We start from the raw sequence: 17,528 nt of genomic DNA, 5'->3' as shown, positions 1-17,528 counted from the left end.
GGAGCGGACTATGCCACGCCGCCGTCTTCAACTGAACCTGCATGATCAGGGCAGAACTTGTTCCGTTTTGGAAAAAGTCGACCTATCGCGACCGGTAGTGTGCAATGCGGTCGGCGAAGTCCCGCGCCGCCTTGGCCGGGTCTTCCGCCGCCATGATGGCGGAAACGACGGCAAGGCCATCGGCGCCCGCGGCCAGCGTCGGTTCGACATGCTCGGGCTTCAGGCCACCGATCGCCACGACCGGAAGGCCAGCCGCCGCCTTGATCCGCCCGAGATGGTCGAAGCCGATCGCGTCGTCCGCGTCCGGCTTGGTCGTCGTCGCGAAGACCGGGCCGACGCCGAGATAGTCGATCGGGCCGAGTTCGTCCGGCGTCAGTTCCTCCATCAATGCCGCGGACAGCCCGAGAATGCGATCCGGGCCGATCAGTTCGCGCACCTTGGCCACGCGCATGTCGTCCTGGCCGACATGGACGCCATCGGCATCCACCGCCAGCGCGACATCGACGCGGTCGTTGATGATGAGCGGGATGCCACGCGGGCGCAGGATTTCCATCAGCGCCGACGCCGTCGCGACGAAATCGCGGGTGGTGCCGTGCTTGCAGCGATGCTGCACCAGCGTGACGCCGCCCTCGATCGCGGCGCGCACCGTCTCGACCACGCCGCGCGGTCCGGCAAGATCGTCGTCGGTAACGAGATAGAGCGAAAGATCGAAAGGACGGCTCATCAGACATTCACCTCATCAACAACCCGGATGGTCGCATAGCGCGCGATCATGTCGGCGTCGACCACATAGAGCGCGTCGCAAAGCTCCGCCGGCAGATGGCCCGGCCCGGTCACGCGGGTCGCCGCGGCAGCGCCCGCCGCGCCATAGACGGCGATGGCCGCCACCGCCGCCTCGAAGGGCGGACACACGGCGGCGAAGGCGGCAACCGTCGCCGACAACGCACAGCCCAGCGCGGTCGAGAGCGGCATCAGCGGGCTGCCGCCGGTGATCGCCACGACCGTCGTGCCGTCCGTGACATAGTCCGTCTCGCCGGTGATGGCGACGACCGCGCCGCTGGCGAGCGCCAGCGCCTTGCCGGCTTCCAGCGCCGCATCGGACGAAGCGGTCGAATCGACGCCCTTGCCCCCTGCCCCGGCCGCGCCGGCGAGGCTCATGATCTCGCTGGCATTGCCGCGAATGATCGACGGGCCCGCCCGGCTCATCTCGACGGCGAAATCGGTGCGGAACTTCGTCGCGCCGCAGCCGACCGGATCCAGCAGCCAGGGCTTGCCGAGGGCGACGGCCCGCTTCGCCGCGCGCTGCATGCCCTCGATCCAGGTCGGCGACAGCGTGCCGATATTGATCACCAGAGCATTGGAGATGGCGACGAAGTCATCGACCTCCTCGGTCGCGTGCACCATGGCCGGCGACGCGCCGACGGCGAGCAGCACATTGGCCGAGATCGTCATGGCGACGTAGTTGGTGATGTTCTGGACAAGCGGACGGGCAGCGCGCATGGCATGCAGCGCATCGGTCGCGGCTTCGATCGTGAAGGAAGGGTTGGGAGACACGGGTAGACGTCCTTTGCTGTGACGCAGGACGGAACGACGGCAAGAACATCCAGGTGCTTGAGCATCCAGGCGCTTGGCTCAATCCCTCCGCCGGCATGATCCGGATCAGGTTCGCGGGTTAGTCCGAAGACCTCTCAGCCAGGATCCGGATGGATCAGGGCACCCCGATGAGACGAGCGGACCCTAGCATGGCTAGGCGGACAGGCAAGAGGCACCCCGGCGATCCCTGGTGGGCAAAGCGGCGTGCGACCCATGTCGCCGCGCGCACGGACACATCGCGCAGGCTTCCAGGCACTCCGCGCCTAGACGGCAGGAGCGACCCTATCGCGCGCACGGCAAGGATGGAGCGACGCCGCGGAAAGGGCTAGCGTGCGAGTTGGCATGGCGACGGAGCAGCGGGCATGAACAAGAGCCGGATCGAAGCATTCAGCGACGGCGTCATCGCCATCATCATCACCATCATGGTGCTGGAACTGAAGGTGCCGCACCAGGCGGACATCCACACGCTTCTGCCCCTCGTTCCCGTGTTTCTCAGCTATGTGTTGAGCTTCATCATGATCGGCATCTACTGGAACAACCATCACCACATGTTCCATGCCGTCAGCCATGTCCGCGGCGGGGTGCTCTGGGCCAATCTGCACCTGCTGTTCTGGCTGTCGCTGACGCCGTTCACCACGGCATGGATGGGTGAAAACCACATCGAGTCGGTCCCGGTCGCCGTCTACGGCTTCGTGCTGATGATGTGCGGTATCGCCTATTACATCCTCGCGCGGTCGCTCATCCGGCTCGAAGGCGCAAACTCGGCTATCGCCGAGGCATTCGGCCGGGATCGCAAGGGCAAGATTTCCGTGCTGATCTATGCCGTCGCGGTCGCGCTGGCCTTTGTCAGCCCGTGGATCGCCATCGCCTGCTATGTCGGCGTCGCGATGATCTGGCTCGTGCCGGATCGGCGGGTGGAGCGCGTCCTGCTGTCGGCGCGCGCGGGCCATGCGCCGGAGGGCTAGAACTGGCCTTAGCGTTCCCAAGTCCTCAACCGCTTTGAGAGCGGTCGTCTCGACGCCCGGTCTTGAATTGCTTTGGGCCGGTAAAGGAGAAGGCCTTCAGCTCTATGAATTCATGGCCATATCGACTGGGACCACAATAGAGGTAACCCTCGCGCGGAATTACGCGTATGCTTGGAAGATGAACCTCCAATTCCCCAATCGCAGCCGCAGTTACAATGAGACGCGCCACCGGATTCAGTTCTGGGGCCACGATAGCGCGAAGGAAGTCTCGTTCTATCTCGAAGCGGATGCCCTCGCGCGCATCGATCCGAACGGTGCGCTGGACGAGGACCATGCGCTGCGCACCTTCGACGCCAACCGGGCGCGGATCGAACAGGCCGCCGCACGCGCCTATTCCAGGCAGGCGCACGCCTCCTACACCCTCACTGCCAGCGATCTTTGATTTCCGGCGATCGCGCCGACCGTTCGGCGCGATGCGTCAGGCATTGAGACCGGCCGGCTTCGGGCCGCCATAGGCCCAATCCAGCAACTCGATCGTATGGACCACCGGCACGCCGCCGGAGAGCTGCGTGATGCAGCCGATATTGCCGGTGGCGACGACATCGGGCGAAACCTTGGCGATGTTGCCGAGCTTTCGCGCCTTGAGCTGCTGCGACAATTCCGGCTGAAGCATGTTGTAGGTACCGGCCGAGCCGCAGCAGATATGGCCTTCGGGCACGTCGCGCACGGTAAAGCCTGCCTTCGCCAGCAGCGTCTTCGGCGTCGTCTTGATCTGCTGGCCGTGCTGCATCGAGCAGGCGGAGTGATAGGCCACGGTTAAGGCCTTCGGCGCGGCGACGGGCGCGAGCTTCAAGCTCTCCAGATATTCGGAGATGTCCTTGGCGATGGCTGACACGCGCGCCGCCTTTTCGGCATAGGCGGCGTCCTCGCGGAACATGAAGCCGTAATCCTTGATCGTCGTGCCGCAGCCGGACGCGGTGATGATGATGGCGTCGAGCCCCTCGCCATCCATTTCGGCGATCCAGGCGTCGATCGTCCGCTTGGCCGTCGCATGCGACTGTTCGGACTTGCCCATGTGATGGGCGAGCGAGCCGCAGCAGGTCTCGCCCTTGGCGATCACCACCTCGACGCCGACCCGGTTCAGCAGGCGGATCGTCGCCTCGTTGATGCCGGGATCGAGCACAGGCTGGACGCAGCCGGACAGCAGCGCCACGCGGCCGCGCTTCTCGACCTCCGTCGGGAAGGTGCCAGGTCCTTCCGAAGCGGTGCGGCCATGCGGAAAGCGCGGCGCCAGCTTCAGCATGGCGCTGATCCGCTTGAAACCCGGCACCTTGCCCATCGGTCCCGCAAAGGGACGCGCCATGGCAGCTCCCACCAGCGCCAGGCGGAAACGGTTGCGATAGGGCAGGATTCCGGCAATGGCCGAACGGATCACCTTATCGGCGATCGGCCGGTCATAGGTCTCCTCGATATGCGCGCGGGCATGATCGACGAGGTGCATGTAGTTCACGCCGGACGGACAGGTCGACATGCAGGAGAGGCAGGACAGGCAGCGATCGACATGCTTGACCACCTGCTCGTTAGCCGGCTTGCCGCCCTCGAGCATGTCCTTGATCAGGTAGATGCGCCCGCGCGGACTGTCGAGTTCGTCGCCGAGCAGCAGATAGGTCGGACAGGTCGCCGTGCAGAAACCGCAATGGACGCAGGTGCGCAGGATCTTCTCGGATTCACGCACATCCGGATCGGCAAGCTGGGCGAGGGTAAAGGAGGTTTGCATGGGGTCACTCTGCCGAAGCGGGCGGGGTCAGGGACGGCGAACAATCATGCTTGCGCGACCTTGGGGCATCTGGCATTGGCGGGACGCCTGAAATTTCTTCAGTGCTATCAAAGGAATGATTATGCAGCATCGTCTGTGGACCGCCCTGGGCGCGGTGTTCTTTGCAACCATGGTCCTTGGCGGAGCGGCCCATGCCGAAAATCGCAAGGTCAAGATCATCAACGAGACCAACAGCGATCTGAACGAATTCTACGCCTCGAATGTCGGCGCCAGCGACTGGGAAGAAGACATTCTCGGCGACGACCAGGTCCCGGCCGGTGGGTCGGTCAGCATCAACATCGATGACGGCAGCGGCTACTGCAAATTCGACTTCAAGGGTGTCTTCGTCGACGACAGCGAAGCCATTCTGGAAGGCGTCGACGTCTGCGAAGTCGGCGTCGTCCGCTTCACCGAGAAGTAGGCCAAGAAAGGCCCCGGCGTCCTGCGACGCCGGCGGCCTGCCCGCGACGGTCCCAATATCCGGCATCGCCTACATCCGCCCCGGATTGAGCACGCCGGCGGGATCGAAGGTCGCCTTGATCAGGCGGCTCATCGCCGCCACGCCGGGCGACTCCGGCTCGAACACCGGCACGCTGGCGCGCAGTTCCGGCGATCCGCGCACCAGCATGGCATGGCCGCCTACGGACGCCACCGCGCCGCGCACGACGGCCGCGCCGCCATCGCCTTCCGCCGGCGCGCTCGCCCAGACCAGGCCGCCGGCCCAGTCATAGAGCACGCGGCTGCCAAGCTTAGCTTTCAACGACTCGCCGACCCTCGGGCCCTCGGTCGGCCGGACCGAAATCCGCCAGATCGTGGCAGCGTGCGGCGTTTCCAGCGCCTCGACGTCGCGGATCGACTTCCAAAGCACCCGGGAGGCTTCGGCGGCGATCGTCTCGAACGCGCCAAACGGCTGCAGCACGGTGTCGAGCCGGTCGGTACGATAGCGGACCGAGGCGTCGAAGCCTTCCAGTCGCAGTGCCGTGCGGGTCGGCATGCCGTCGGTCGCCGGCAGATGCGCCGCGCCCGTCACTTCGAACGGCGTGCCGAGGGCCGTCGTCATCGCCTCGACGGCGCGCTCCGCCGACAGCCCGGTCAGGAGCAGCGTCAGTTCCGTTTCGGCTTCCGGCAGCAGCTTGTAGGTGACTTCCGTCAGCACGGCGAGCGTGCCCCAGGACCCTGCCAGCAGCTTGACGAAATCATAGCCGGTCACGTTCTTCATGACCCGGCCGCCGGACTTGATCGTCTCGCCGCGCCCGGTGGTGGCGCGGACGCCGATCAGCGAGTCGCGCGCCGCGCCCGAATGGATGCGACGGGGACCGGAACTGTTGGAAGCGGTGACGCCGCCGATCGTCGGGATGCCGTGATTGCCGAGCAGGTGGCGATAGTCGATCGGCTCGAAGGGCAGGCGTTGCCGGTTGGCGGCCAGCGTCTGCTGGATCTCGGCCAAGGGCGTACCGGCGCGGGCCGAGATGACGAGCTCCGACGGTTCGTACAGCGTGATGCCGGTCAGAAGCTTCGTCGAAAGCGTCCGGTCCGCGTGCACCGGCTTGCCGATCGGCCGCGTGCCGCCGCCATGGATGGCCAGCGGGCTGTGCGACTGCGCCGCCTCATGCACGATCGCCTCGATCTCGGTCTCGCTATCGGGGAGAAGGATCGACGTCATCGGCATGCTTTCTGGAAGAACGGATATTCACACATCAGACCGGGCGCCCCGCGAGCGGAAACACCTTGTGCGGATTGAGCAGCCACTGTGGATCGAGCGCGGTTTTCACCCGCATCTGCTGGTCGAGATCGATGGTGTTGAACTGGTAGGTCATCAGGTCGCGCTTCTCGATGCCGACGCCGTGCTCGCCGGTCAGGCAGCCGCCGAGATCGACGCAGAGCTTGAGGATGTCCTCGCCGCAGCGCTCGGCCTTGTGCTGCTCGACCGGATCGTTGGCGTTGAAAAGCACCAGCGGATGCAGATTGCCATCGCCGGCATGGAAGATGTTGGAGACGCGCAGGCCATAGCCGGCGCAGATTTCCGCGATGCCGGTCAGGACTGCGGAGAGCTGCCCGGTCGGGATCGTGCCGTCCATGCAGATATAGTCGGCGAGCCGCCCCATCGCGCCGAAGGCGGATTTGCGGCCCTTCCAGATCGCGGCGCTCTCGGCTTCCGATTGCGAAACGCGCAGGCCCGACGGATTATAATCGGCAGCGATCCGCGTGATCTTGCCGATCAGGTCCTCGATCTCGGCTTCGGAACCCTCGACCTCGATGATCAGCAGCGCCTCGACATCGAGCGGATAGCCGGCATGGGCGAAGGCCTCGCAGACCTGGATCGCCGGGCGGTCCATATATTCGATCGCGACCGGGATGATGCCGGATGCGATGATCGCGGCCACGCAGGCGCCGGCGTCCTCGGCGGACTGGAAGCCCATCAGCATCGGCCGCGCGCCTTCGGCGAGCGGCAGGATGCGCAGCGTCGCCTCGGTGACGACGCCGAGTTGGCCCTCGGAGCCGACGATCAGGCCCAACAGGTCATAGCCGGCCGCATCCATATGGGCGCCGCCGATCTCGACGATGGTGCCGTCGATCAGCACGATCTTGACGCCCAGCACGTTGTTGGTGGTAACGCCATATTTCAGGCAGTGCGCGCCGCCGGAGTTCATGCCGATATTGCCGGCGATGGTGCAGGCAAGCTGGCTCGACGGGTCGGGCGCATAGAAGAAGCCAAGATGGGCGACGGCGCCGGAGACGCCGAGATTGGTGACGCCGGACTCGACGCGGATGGTGCGGTTGGCGGTGTCGACGTCGAGGATCCGGCTCATCTTGGAGACGCCGAGGACGACCGCGTCCTCGCTCGGGATGGCGCCGCCGGCCAGCGACGTGCCGGCGCCGCGGGCGACGACCTTGACGCCTTCCTGGTTCAGGAATGTTAGCACCTTGGAAACCTGCTCTGTGGTTTCCGGCAACACCACAGCCATGGGGATGCGACGATAGGCGGTGAGCGCGTCGGTCTCGAAGGCGCGGCGCTCGTCCTCCTCGGTAATCAGCGAGGTCGGCGGCACCAGCGCGGCGAGGCCGGCGAGAATTTCCGCACGGCGCGCGAGGATGCGCGGGTCCGGCTTCGGGATCTCAATCGCGGACATGGCAGCCTCCCTCCCAGTTCAGAACCACTCTAGGCGCGGACGGTTTTGTACCCAAGCCGGGATAGAAAACAATCATCCTTGCCCCAGGATTGAAAATGCCCCTGTTTTTTTGCCACTATAGAGGCAATGAGCACCTTATCCGATATGGAGATCTTCGCCCGCGTTGTCACCGCCGGAAGTCTTTCCGCCGCGGGCCGCGAGCTTGACCTCTCTCCCGCCGTCGTCTCCAAGCGCCTGAAGCGTCTGGAGGATCGGCTTGGCACGCGCCTGTTGCAGCGCACCACCCGGCAGATTGCGCTGACGGAGGCCGGGCGCGGCTTCCACGACCGCGTGGTGCAGATCCTCGCCTCGATCGACGAGGCGGAGTCGTTCGTCAGCCGGCGATCCGACGTGGCGCGGGGCACGCTCAAGGTCTCCGCGCCCACCACCTTCGGCCGGCTGCACATCGCGCCGCATCTGGGCAGCTTTCTCGCCGCCAATCCCGGCCTTTCCGTCAATCTCGTGCTCTCCGACGAGTTCGTCGACCTGGTCAAGGACGGCATCGACGTCTCGATCCGCATCGCGGAGCTGACGGATTCGAGCCTGGTGGCGCGGCGGCTGGCGCCGAACCACCGCCTGCTCTGCGCGACGCCGGCCTATCTCGCCGAACACGGCACGCCGCAGACCATCGCCGAACTGTCGAAGCACACGCTGCTCGCCACCGCCAGCCAGGATCCCTGGCGGGTGGAAGGGCCGGACGGCCCGGTGACGGTGCATGTCGAGGGCAGGCTTCGCACCAATTCCAACGAGGTGGTGCGCGAGGCGGTTCTCGCCGGGCTCGGCATCGCCTATCGCTCGACCTGGGATGTCGGGCCGGAGCTTCGCGAGGGTCGCCTGGTCGTCGTGCTGCCCGCCTACCGTGCCTCGCGGCATGTGGCGGTGCATGCCGTTTATCCGAGCCGGCGCTTCCTCGCCGCCAAGGTGCGGCTGTTCATCGACCACCTCGCCGGGCTCTATGGCGAGCACCCGCACTGGGACGAAGGCCTCGGCAAGATCCTCGCACCGGTCACGCCCTAACTCCTTGTGGGATCGCGTTTTCTTCACGCGAACCGGTACCCACTTCGCTCGAAAACGCTCTAGTCGGCGCCATGCCCGTCATTATGCTTCGAGCGGATGCGGCGGACCAGGAACCAGACGAACAGCGCCACCGGGATCACCGCGAAGGCGGTGACATGCGCCGGGTCCAGCTCGAAGCCGACGACGGACGATCCCTTCGCCAGATAGCCGATCAGCCCGACGATGTAATAACTGATCGCCGCGACCGAGAGCCCTTCGACCGTCTGCTGCAGGCGCAGTTGCAGCCGGGCGCGGCGGTTCATGCTGTCGAGCAAAGCGCGGTTCTGCTGCGACAGCTCGACATCGACGCGGGCGCGCAGCAGGGCAGCGGCGCGGGCGAGCTTTCGCGACAGGTCCTGCTGGCGCCCCTCGACCGTCTGGCAGGTGCGCATCGCCGGCGCCATGCGGCGGGCGAGAAAGGCCGTGAAGCTCGAATAGCCGGCGATCGGCTGCTCATCCATGGCGTTGAGGCGCAGGCGCACGATCTCGGAATAGGCGCGGCTGGCGCCGAAGCGGAAGGCGCTTTCGGCGGCGCCGGCTTCCAGATCGCCGGCCTGGGCGGTCAGGTCGTCGAGCAGCGCGCGGTTGGCCTCGAAGCCTTCGCTGGCGCGGAAGCGACCGGTATTGGCGACAAGCTCCATCTCGATGCGGCGAAGCTCCGGATGCAGGCGCTGCGCTTCCGGCAGGCCCAGCATGGCCAGCGTGCGATAAGTCTCAAGCTCGAGCAGGCGCTGGACGATCGGTCCCGCCTCCTGCGGCTCGAGCCCACGATCGACCACCAGCAGGCGCGTATAGCCGTCGCCATCCTCGCGAAAATCGGATGCGATCAGCCCCCTGCCCCCGGCCACTTCCGAGACCGCGAGCGAGCCCGGATCGAAGCCGGAGAGCAGTTCGGCGATCGGGCGCTGGTCGGCGACGAGGTCGAGCCGCGCGGCCACCATCAACGGACCCGGTGCCTCAAAGGCCTCGCCGAACGGCGTCTCGGCCGGCAGCGCGCCGGCGCCGCCGCGCGCATCCCAGCTATAGGTGGTGAATTCGGCGTGGCTCTCCCAGCGCAGCGTGCCGCCGCAGAGATCGACAACGTGATGGCGCGCATGTGCTGCCGGTTGCGGCAGGCCGTTGCGGATACACAGCGCCGCGAGACGGTCGCGGGCCGCGTCCGCGTGGCCGGCATCGGTCATGAAGGCATAGTTCAAAACAATGCGCGGCGCTTCCATCATGTGGAAGGGCCGCGCATGGATCTCGTTCAACACCGCGCTTCGAAGCGGATGATCCTCGAAACGCCTTGGTCCTTCGCGCATCCCGCCCTCGATCCCGCGCCCAACTGACTAAGCAGTAGGGCCGGGACGGAAAGGGCTCAACCCCGGTCGATGACGGTATCGTCGATCTCGGCCAGGGTGCGACGACCTGTCAGGGCCATCGAGACGTCGAGCTCCTTGCCGACGATCTGGATCACCTTGGAGACGCCCTCTTCGCCGCCGGCGCCAAGGCCGAACAGGAAGGCCTTGCCCAGCATGCAGCCCTTGGCGCCGAGCGCCAGCGCGCGCAGCACGTCCTGGCCCGAGCGGATGCCGCTGTCGAACAGGATTTCGGTCTGGTTGCCGACGGCGTCGACGATGCGCGGCAGGCGCGAGATCGCGGACGGCGCGCCGTCGAGCTGGCGGCCGCCATGGTTGGAGACGACGATCGCATCGGCGCCGGTATTGACCGCCTTCTGCGCGTCGCCGACATCAAGCACGCCCTTGAGGATCAGCTTGCCGGGCCAGATCGAGCGGATCCAGGCCACGTCATCCCAGTTCAGCGCCGGGTCGAACTGGCCGGAGATCCACTGGCCCAGCGACTTGACGCCGCTCATGCCCTCGACGCCGTTCAGATTGCCGAAGGTCTTGTGCTTGCTGCCCAGCACCTTGAACGCCCATGGCAGCTTGGTCGCCATGTCGAGAACGTTGTGCAGCTTGATCTGCGGCGGCACGGTCATGCCGTTCTTGATGTCGCGGTGGCGCTGGCCCTGCACCTGGAGGTCGAGCGTCAGGATGAGGGCCGAGCACTTGGCGGCGATGGCGCGCTCGACCAGCTGCTTGGCGAAGTTGCGGTTCTTCATGACGTAGAGCTGGAACCAGAACGGCCGCGAAGTCGCCGCCGCCACGTCTTCGATCGAGCAGATCGACATGGTCGACAGCGCAAACGGGATGTTGGCCTTCTCGCAGGCCTTGGCGGCGAGGATTTCGCCATCGGCATGCTGCATACCGGTCAGGCCGGTCGGGGCGAAGGCGAAGGGATAGGCGAACTTTTCGCCAAGCAGCGTGACTTCGGTCGAGCGGTTGGACACGTCAACCATGACGCGCTGGCGCAGCTTGAGGGCCTTGAAGTCGGCCGAGTTGGCGTCGATCGTTTCCTCATTATAGGAGCCGCGATCGGCATAGTCGAAGAAGGCGCGCGGCACGCGGCGCTTCGCCAACAATCTCAGGTCTGCAATGCTCGTTGCGTCCTTCAAGCCGCCCATGGCGCCGCTCCAATTTCATATGAATTCTTGAAAGGCGAGCCGCGCCCGCCAACTGGATCAATTTCTTGACCACTTCCTGATTTCCGCTGATAGGCTCTTCCGCATGGTCTTTCAACCGATTCCTTCCCGCGCGACCGCCGACGAGGTGGCGCGACAGATCGAGATGCTGGTGCTGGAGGGCGTGCTGCATCCCGGCGACAAGCTGCCGGGCGAGCGCGACCTGTCGGCGACGCTCGGCGTTTCGCGGCCGATCCTGCGTGATGCGCTGAAGGCGCTGGAGGGACGCGGGCTGGTCGAAAGCCGCCCGGGCGGCGGCACCTATGTGGCCGCGATCGAAGGTTCGGTCTTCGCCGCGCCGATCGTCGACTTGATCGCGCAATCGCCCAAGGCCGGCGGGGACTATCTGGAATTCCGCCGCGAGATTGAGGCAACGGCGGCGGCGATGGCGGCGACACGCGCCACCGAGGCCGACCGCATCATCCTCGGCCGCATCATCGAGACAATGGAAGCCGAACACGGCAAGGCCGACTTCCGCCGCGAGGCGGCGCTGGACGTCGAATTCCACCAGGCGATCGGCGAGGCGACGCACAACATCGTCATCATCCACGTGCTCCGCGCCTGCTACCGGCTGCTGGCCGACGGCGTGTTCTACAATCGCAGCCGGCTCTATGGCCAGGCCGGCTCGCGCGACCAGCTCCTGGCCCAACACAAGGCGATCCGGGATGCGATTTTGGCCGGTGATCCGGAAGCCGCGCGCAAGGCGGCGATCGATCACATCTCCTATGTCGCGGCGTCGATGAAGGACGCCGCCGAGGCCGGCGCCCGCGAAGAAATCGCCTCGCTGCGACTGATGCAATTCGAGGAACGCGCGACGGCGAAGCGGCCCGTGCGCCGGGACTGAGCGGATTCGCGCGGCGGGCGGCATTGTTCCCGTAGCCTTCAAGACTGCTAGTGCTCAACCATCATCCTGAGTGTCTGGCCCATAATTCGACAAGCGAGCCCGATTTCCCCACTCGTGCCGCGCTGCCCCTTACCTCTCCCGGAGGGAGAGGTCGGAGCGAAGCTCCGAACGTTTGACCAGCCCGCCTACCGGATCGTTGCGATCCAGGCCCGTGCGATGGCCCTTCCCGCGGCGTCGGCGCGGCTGCCGAGCGGGCCTTCCTCGCGCGCATGGCGCTCCGGCCAGTCGGGATCGATCTCCGCCGCGACATCGCCGAACGTGTCGCTCCAGTCGCGCACCAGCGCCGTATCGGCCTCGAAGTGGAACTGGATGCCATAGACGGCGCGGCCGATGCGAAAGGCCTGGTTGGGCGTCAGCGCGCTGGTCGCCAGGTGGACGGCGCCCTCCGGCAGGCTGAACGTGTCGGAATGCCAGTGGAACAGGGGCGACGGGCCCTCCAGCACACCGACGACAGGATCGTCGCGGCCCGCCTCGGTCGGCGTCACCTCCTGCCAGCCGAATTCGGTCGGCCGGCCCAAGATGTTGCTGGCGCCATAGCCGCGCGCCAGGATCTGCGACCCCAGGCAGATGCCGAGCACGGATTTGTCGGCATCGCCAAAGGCGCGCATCAGACGGGCGAGGCGCGGCAGATAGGGATGCGCCTCGTCGTCGACCGCGCTCTGGCCACCGCCGAGCACGATGATCGCGTCATAGCCCTCCGGGGTTTCCGGCAAGGCGTCGCCCTCATGGGCGCGGCGGATATCGATCACCGCCCCGGCCGAGGCAAGCGCCGGCCGCATCAGGCCGAGCGAGGTGGCTTGATAGTTTTCGACGACGAGAATGCGCATGGGGCTGACGGCTCGCTTGGATTCGGCATCCATCAATAGATGCCGAACCGAACGATTCCGCCAGCCCGCGCTTGTCGCGAATGCGCCGAAGCTATTCTCCGGCCGGCTGCGGCAGCAGCGCCGGCGCCGCGGGCGATCCGGCCGGCGTCGCCGGCTCCGCCGAAGGGCCATGGCGCAATCCGGCGAGGAACCGGCTCAAGCGCTCCATCTCGACGAAGATCACCGGCGTGATGAACAGCGTCAGAAGCTGCGAGACCAGCAGGCCGCCGACGACCGCGATGCCGAGCGGCTGGCGCAGTTCGGCGCTGGCGCCGGTCCCGAGCGCGATCGGTACCGCGCCGAGCAGGGCTGCGAAGGTCGTCATCATGATCGGCCGGAACCGGCGCACCGCCGCCCGGTGGATCGCCATTTCGGGCGCGAGGCCCTCCTCGCGCTGCCCGACAATGGCGACGTCGACCATCATGATCGCGTTCTTCTTGACGATGCCGATCAGCATCAGGATGCCGATCAGCGCGATGACCGAGAGATCGAGCCCCATGAACTTCAGCGCCACGAGCGCGCCAAAGGCCGCCGCCGGCAGGCCGGACAGGATGGTGAGGGGGTGGATGAAGCTCTCATAGAGCATGCCGAGCACGACATAGATCGTCAGCACCGCCGCGAAGATCAGGATGCCCTGCGTCGCCAGCGATTGCTGGAACACCTGCGCCGTGCCGGCATAGGAGGTATAGACATTGGCCGGCACGCCGATCTGCCGCTTCAGCACCTCGATCTGGTCCGTCGCCTGGCTGAGCGCGACGCCGTCCGGCAGGTTGAACGAGATGGTCGCCGCCGGCAGCTGGCCGAGCTGGTTGACCGTGACGGGGCCGACCGCGCGCTGGACGCTGGCAAAGCTCGACAGCGGCACCAGCGTGCCGGACGACGAGCGGACGCGGATGTCGGAAAGCAGGCTGTCCGACCAGGCTAGATCCGGATCGTATTCGAGGATGACGTCGTAGCTCGAGCCGGTCGCCTGGATCGTCGCCGCCGTCGAGGTGCCGAAGCCGTCTTCCAGCGTCTGGCGCAGGGTGGCGGCGGAAATCCCGAGCGAATCCGCCTTGTCGCGGTCGACGACGATGCGGGCCTGCAGCGCGTTGTTCTGCAAATTATTGGCGACGTCGACGAAATGCGGGTCGCCGCGCATCGCCGTGGTCATCCGCGTCGCCCAATCGTTCAGCGCCTGCTGGTCGATCGCCTGCAGCATCAGCTGGTAGGTGCTCTGCGAGCTGACGCCGCCGATGCGCAGGTTCTGCACCGGCTGGATGTAGGACTGGATGCCGGGAATGCGCGAAAGCTGCGCCCGCAGATCGTTCATGACGACATTGACCGGCGGGCGCGCATCCTTCGGCTTCAGCTGCACCGACAGCGAGGCGGAGTTCAGCGTCACCGATCCCGGTCCACCGCCGACGAAGGAGGCGACATGCTCGACATAGGGCGAGGCCTTCAGCGTCGCCTCGACCTGCCGCTGCAGCCCCACCATGGCCTGGAAGGAGATATCCTGCCGCGCCTGGGTCGAGACCGAGAGCTGGCCAATATCCTCCTGCGGGAAAAAGCCCTTCGGCAGCGTCATGAACAGCCAGCCGGACGCCACGACGGAGGCCAGGAAGACGCCGAGGACGATGAAGCGATGCGCCAGGCACCAGCCGACGCCGCGGTCATAGCGTCCCTCGACCCAGAGGAAGCCGCGCTCGAACCAGGCGGCCGGTCCGCGCCGGACGTGGCTGGTGGCGGATTTGGGCAGGCGCGCCGCCAGCATCGGCGTGAGCGTCAACGACACCACCATGGAGGCGCCGATCGCCAGCGTCACGACGACGCCGAACTCGTTGAACAGCCGGCCGATGACGCCACCCATCAGCAGCACCGGCAGGAATACGGCCACCAGCGACAGCGTCATGGAGACGATGGTCGCGCCGACCTCGCGGCTGCCGACCAGCGCCGCCTCGAAGGGCGGCATGCCCTCCTCGACATGGCGCATGATGTTTTCGAGCATGACGATCGCGTCGTCGACGACGAGGCCGACGGCGAGCGTCAGGCCGAGCAGCGAGATGTTGTCGACGCTGAAGCCGAAGAAATACATGCCGCCAAAGGCCGCCACCAGCGACAGCGGCACCGAGAGCGCCGGGATGAAGGTGGCGTAAACCTTGCCCAGAAACAGGTAGATCACGAGGATCACCAGGCCGATGGTGATCGCCAGCGTGGTCTGCACGTCGGCGATAGCAGCGCGGATCGAGGTCGAACGGTCGTTCAGCACCTTGATCGTCATCGAGGCCGGCATCGACGCCATTAGCTTGGGCAGCTGCGCGTTGACGGCATCGACCACGGCGACGGTGTTGGCGCTCGGCTGGCGCTGGATCGCCAGCACGATCGAGCGCGTGCCGTCATACCAGCCGGCCGTCTGCGCGTTCTGCACGCCGTCAACGACATTGGCGACATCCGAAAGCCTTACCGGGCTGCCATTCGGATTGGCGATGATCAGCTGCTTGAAGGCCGCGGCATTGGTCATCTGCGTCGGCGCGTCGATGACGAGCGACTGGCTCCGGTTCTGCATCGTGCCGACCGGCGTCTGGTCGTTGGCGGCGGCGAGCGCCGACGCGATCTGGTCGAGGCCGATATTGCGCGTGGCGAGCTTGTCGGGATCGGCCTGGACGCGGACGGCATAGGTCTGGCCGCCATAGACGCCGACCTGCGCGATGCCGGGAAGCGTCGACAGGCTGGGCGAGATCACGTTCTCGGCGAAATCGTCGAGCGTCGACATTGGCAGGGTATCGCCCTGCACCGCCAGCAGCAGCACCGGCGCATCGGCCGGATTGACCTTCCGGTAGCTGGGCGGGTTCTGCATGTTGGGCGGCAATTGCCGCAGCGAGCGGTCGATCGCCGCCTGCACGTCGCCGGCGGCGGTGTCGATGTTCTGGTTGAGCGCGAATTGCAGCACGATCTGCGAATTGCCGAGCGAGCTGGTAGCGCTGATCGTGTCGATGCCCGAGATGGTCTCGAACTGCTTGATCAGCGGCGTGGCGACGGCGGTCGCCATGGTCTGCGGCGAGGCGCCTGGCAATTGCGCGCTGACGCTGATGGTGGGGAAGCTGACTTCCGGCAGCGCCGCCACCGGCAATTGCTGGTAGGCGAAGACGCCGCCCATGGCGACGCCGAGAAAGAACAGGATGGTCGCGACCGGGCGGCGGATGCAGAGCTCCGAGATCTTCACAGCTTGGCCTCCGATCCGCTGACCGCTTGCGGCGCGCTCGAGCTCGTCTGCGGTCCGGTCTTCGGCGCTGGCTTTGGCGGCGGCGCGGCGGCCGGCTTGGCATCCCGCACGTTCACTTTCATGCCGCTGGCAAGCGAGAGCTGGCCCTCGGTCACGACCGCCTCGCCGGCCTGGAGGCCCGAGACGATGCCGGCGCGATCCCCGACGATGCCGGTGAGCTCGACCGGACGGACGTCGATGGTCTGGTCCGGCTTGACGACGAAGACGTTGGAACCCTGCTGCCCCGGCTGAACCGCGACGGTGGGAACCAGCACGACGTTGGTGTGCATGCCGAGATCGACATCGACCTTGACCGCCTGGCCGGGCCAAAACAGCCGGTTGTCATTCGGAACGGCGGCGCGGACCGCCATCGTGCCGGAGCCGGTATTGATGGTGCTGTCGATGAAATCGACCGTCGCCTCGGCCGAGCTGCCGGCCGGGGTCGCGGGGTGGGGCTGCGTCGCGGCGGCGGCCTTCGGGCCGATAGCCACCGCCGTCGGCTGGTTCGAGGGCGAGACGCGCACCGGTACGGAGCCTGCCGCCAGGGACTGCCGCAGCAAGCCGACATCGGCGTCTGAGACGGTGAAATCAGCCTCGAGATGGGTCATGTCGGTCAGCATCACCACCGGGTTTCCCGGCTGGACGAGGCTGCCGACCGTGATCAGAAAGGCGCCGAGCCGGCCATCATGCGGCGCGGTGATGCGCATGTCGTCGACCACCACCTGATCGGCGTCGATATTCGCCTGATCCAGCGTGACGACGGCGGCGGCGCTGGCGGCGGCCGCGACGGCCTGGTCGAGCTGCTGGCTGGAATCGACCTTGCGGGCGACGAGGTCCTGCGCGCGCTTCAGGTCGGCCGTGGTGGCCACGACGGTGGCCTGGTCGCGGGTGAGCGCCGCCCGGTCGCGCGCCAGCGTTGCCTGCGCGGCGCGATCGTCGAGCTGGACCAGGAGATCGCCGGCCTTCACGTCGGCGCCGTTCGCGAGTGCGATGCGGGTGACGACACCCTGCTGCTGCGTCGTCACGGGGGTCGAGGCGACCGAATTGATCCAGCCGATGGTAGAGCGCCGGACCGGCAGGTCGCCGGTCTCCGCCTGGGTGACCGTCACGGACGGCGTGGCGTGGCGCCGCCCGCCCTTGCCGCCACCGCCCGTATCCGCCGGCGGACCGTCGCTGGCCGCGAACCGGTCGATCGAGGCGGGAAGAAGCCCCTCCCGATAAGCAACCCCGACGACAACCACTGCGGCAACAACCAGCACGGCAACAACGGATCTGCGCATGACGAGCTTTCCTGCGTCCCCCGCTATTGCTATGGCGCGGTCGCCTGAACGTTTCTCATTAAATCGCGGTAAGCTTT

The 17,528-nt window shown here is 66.5% G+C and carries 15 protein-coding genes and 1 riboswitch; of the genes, 5 read left to right on the top strand and 10 right to left on the bottom strand.

The features are described from left to right. Positions 1–82: 82 nt before the first annotated feature. Entirely contained in the window at positions 83–724 is a 642-nt protein-coding gene (thiE, locus tag ACHMWQ_RS09870) for a thiamine phosphate synthase (protein ID WP_396307334.1), read from the bottom strand. After that, on the bottom strand, positions 724–1,554 hold the full coding sequence (gene thiM / locus ACHMWQ_RS09865) for a hydroxyethylthiazole kinase (protein ID WP_396307333.1): 831 nt from the start codon (positions 1,552–1,554) through the stop codon (positions 724–726). Before thiM ends, thiE begins: the two co-directional genes overlap by 1 nt. A 65-nt stretch (positions 1,555–1,619) precedes the next feature. Further along, positions 1,620–1,731: riboswitch (TPP riboswitch) on the bottom strand. Positions 1,732–1,955: 224 nt separating this feature from the next. Here thiM and ACHMWQ_RS09860 point away from each other — a divergent pair. Both ACHMWQ_RS09860 and ACHMWQ_RS09855 read left to right on the top strand, forming a co-directional pair. Next, on the top strand, positions 1,956–2,558 hold the full coding sequence (locus ACHMWQ_RS09860; RefSeq protein ID WP_396307332.1) for a TMEM175 family protein: 603 nt from the start codon (positions 1,956–1,958) through the stop codon (positions 2,556–2,558). A gap of 178 nt (positions 2,559–2,736) precedes the next feature. After that, positions 2,737–3,000 (top strand): DUF1488 domain-containing protein, encoded by a 264-nt coding sequence (locus ACHMWQ_RS09855; RefSeq protein WP_266333536.1) that lies wholly within the window; start codon positions 2,737–2,739, stop codon positions 2,998–3,000. Between the two features lie 36 nt (positions 3,001–3,036). Here the strand turns inward: ACHMWQ_RS09855 and glcF are convergent, their stop codons facing one another. Beyond that, positions 3,037–4,335 (bottom strand): glycolate oxidase subunit GlcF, encoded by a 1,299-nt coding sequence (gene glcF / locus ACHMWQ_RS09850; RefSeq protein ID WP_396307331.1) that lies wholly within the window; start codon positions 4,333–4,335, stop codon positions 3,037–3,039. Positions 4,336–4,456: 121 nt separating this feature from the next. Between glcF and ACHMWQ_RS09845 the strand changes: the two genes are divergently transcribed. Then, a complete protein-coding gene (locus ACHMWQ_RS09845; RefSeq protein WP_396307330.1) occupies positions 4,457–4,795 on the top strand; it encodes a hypothetical protein in 339 nt (112 codons plus the stop codon). Between the two features lie 69 nt (positions 4,796–4,864). Here ACHMWQ_RS09845 and ACHMWQ_RS09840 read toward each other — a convergent pair whose 3' ends face one another. Continuing rightward, complete coding sequence (locus ACHMWQ_RS09840) at positions 4,865–6,037, bottom strand: FAD-binding protein (protein ID WP_396307329.1); 1,173 nt, start codon at positions 6,035–6,037, stop codon at positions 4,865–4,867. A 34-nt stretch (positions 6,038–6,071) separates the two neighbouring features. Next, the gene (locus ACHMWQ_RS09835; RefSeq protein ID WP_396307328.1) at positions 6,072–7,505 is read right to left on the bottom strand and encodes an FAD-linked oxidase C-terminal domain-containing protein; all 1,434 of its coding nucleotides are present in this window, start codon (positions 7,503–7,505) and stop codon (positions 6,072–6,074) included. A gap of 126 nt (positions 7,506–7,631) precedes the next feature. On the opposite strand from ACHMWQ_RS09835, the gene ACHMWQ_RS09830 reads away from it, so the two are divergent. Further along, positions 7,632–8,561 (top strand): LysR family transcriptional regulator, encoded by a 930-nt coding sequence (locus ACHMWQ_RS09830; RefSeq protein WP_396307327.1) that lies wholly within the window; start codon positions 7,632–7,634, stop codon positions 8,559–8,561. Between the two features lie 59 nt (positions 8,562–8,620). On the opposite strand, the gene ACHMWQ_RS09825 is transcribed toward ACHMWQ_RS09830, so the two are convergent. After that, positions 8,621–9,901, bottom strand: coding sequence for a DUF3422 family protein (locus ACHMWQ_RS09825; RefSeq protein WP_396307326.1), 1,281 nt, complete (start codon positions 9,899–9,901; stop codon positions 8,621–8,623). A gap of 56 nt (positions 9,902–9,957) precedes the next feature. Beyond that, positions 9,958–11,094, bottom strand: coding sequence for an alpha-hydroxy acid oxidase (locus ACHMWQ_RS09820; RefSeq protein ID WP_354552836.1), 1,137 nt, complete (start codon positions 11,092–11,094; stop codon positions 9,958–9,960). Between the two features lie 112 nt (positions 11,095–11,206). Here ACHMWQ_RS09820 and ACHMWQ_RS09815 point away from each other — a divergent pair, with 112 nt between their 5' ends. Next, positions 11,207–12,004, top strand: coding sequence for a FadR/GntR family transcriptional regulator (locus ACHMWQ_RS09815; RefSeq protein ID WP_396307325.1), 798 nt, complete (start codon positions 11,207–11,209; stop codon positions 12,002–12,004). 185 nt (positions 12,005–12,189) lie between these two features. Here the strand turns inward: ACHMWQ_RS09815 and ACHMWQ_RS09810 are convergent, their stop codons facing one another. From ACHMWQ_RS09810 to ACHMWQ_RS09800, 3 genes are all read right to left on the bottom strand, one after another. Further along, complete coding sequence (locus tag ACHMWQ_RS09810) at positions 12,190–12,891, bottom strand: type 1 glutamine amidotransferase (RefSeq protein ID WP_396307324.1); 702 nt, start codon at positions 12,889–12,891, stop codon at positions 12,190–12,192. A 91-nt stretch (positions 12,892–12,982) separates the two neighbouring features. After that, a complete protein-coding gene (locus ACHMWQ_RS09805; RefSeq protein WP_396307323.1) occupies positions 12,983–16,132 on the bottom strand; it encodes an efflux RND transporter permease subunit in 3,150 nt (1,049 codons plus the stop codon). Further along, positions 16,129–17,451: an efflux RND transporter periplasmic adaptor subunit gene (locus tag ACHMWQ_RS09800; RefSeq protein ID WP_396307322.1), complete on the bottom strand. Its 1,323-nt coding sequence runs from the start codon at positions 17,449–17,451 to the stop codon at positions 16,129–16,131. Before ACHMWQ_RS09800 ends, ACHMWQ_RS09805 begins: the two co-directional genes overlap by 4 nt. Positions 17,452–17,528: the final 77 nt, after the last annotated feature.

Source organism: Kaistia sp. UC242_56 (genome assembly GCF_044452255.1).
Taxonomy (GTDB): Bacteria; Pseudomonadota; Alphaproteobacteria; order Rhizobiales; family Kaistiaceae; genus Kaistia; species Kaistia defluvii_A.
The sequence above is the reverse complement of the archived record's forward strand: the minus strand, read 5'-3'. Positions and strand labels throughout refer to the sequence as shown.

Coding starts and splice junctions, on each gene's coding strand:
- thiE (WP_396307334.1), bottom strand. CDS start 724: ATGAGCCGTCCTTTCGATCTTTCGCTCTATCTCGTTACCGACGACGAT.
- ACHMWQ_RS09860 (WP_396307332.1), top strand. CDS start 1,956: ATGAACAAGAGCCGGATCGAAGCATTCAGCGACGGCGTCATCGCCATC.
- ACHMWQ_RS09855 (WP_266333536.1), top strand. CDS start 2,737: ATGAACCTCCAATTCCCCAATCGCAGCCGCAGTTACAATGAGACGCGC.
- glcF (WP_396307331.1), bottom strand. CDS start 4,335: ATGCAAACCTCCTTTACCCTCGCCCAGCTTGCCGATCCGGATGTGCGT.
- ACHMWQ_RS09845 (WP_396307330.1), top strand. CDS start 4,457: ATGCAGCATCGTCTGTGGACCGCCCTGGGCGCGGTGTTCTTTGCAACC.
- ACHMWQ_RS09840 (WP_396307329.1), bottom strand. CDS start 6,037: ATGACGTCGATCCTTCTCCCCGATAGCGAGACCGAGATCGAGGCGATC.
- ACHMWQ_RS09835 (WP_396307328.1), bottom strand. CDS start 7,505: ATGTCCGCGATTGAGATCCCGAAGCCGGACCCGCGCATCCTCGCGCGC.
- ACHMWQ_RS09830 (WP_396307327.1), top strand. CDS start 7,632: ATGAGCACCTTATCCGATATGGAGATCTTCGCCCGCGTTGTCACCGCC.
- ACHMWQ_RS09825 (WP_396307326.1), bottom strand. CDS start 9,901: ATGCGCGAAGGACCAAGGCGTTTCGAGGATCATCCGCTTCGAAGCGCG.
- ACHMWQ_RS09815 (WP_396307325.1), top strand. CDS start 11,207: ATGGTCTTTCAACCGATTCCTTCCCGCGCGACCGCCGACGAGGTGGCG.
- ACHMWQ_RS09810 (WP_396307324.1), bottom strand. CDS start 12,891: ATGCGCATTCTCGTCGTCGAAAACTATCAAGCCACCTCGCTCGGCCTG.
- ACHMWQ_RS09800 (WP_396307322.1), bottom strand. CDS start 17,451: ATGCGCAGATCCGTTGTTGCCGTGCTGGTTGTTGCCGCAGTGGTTGTC.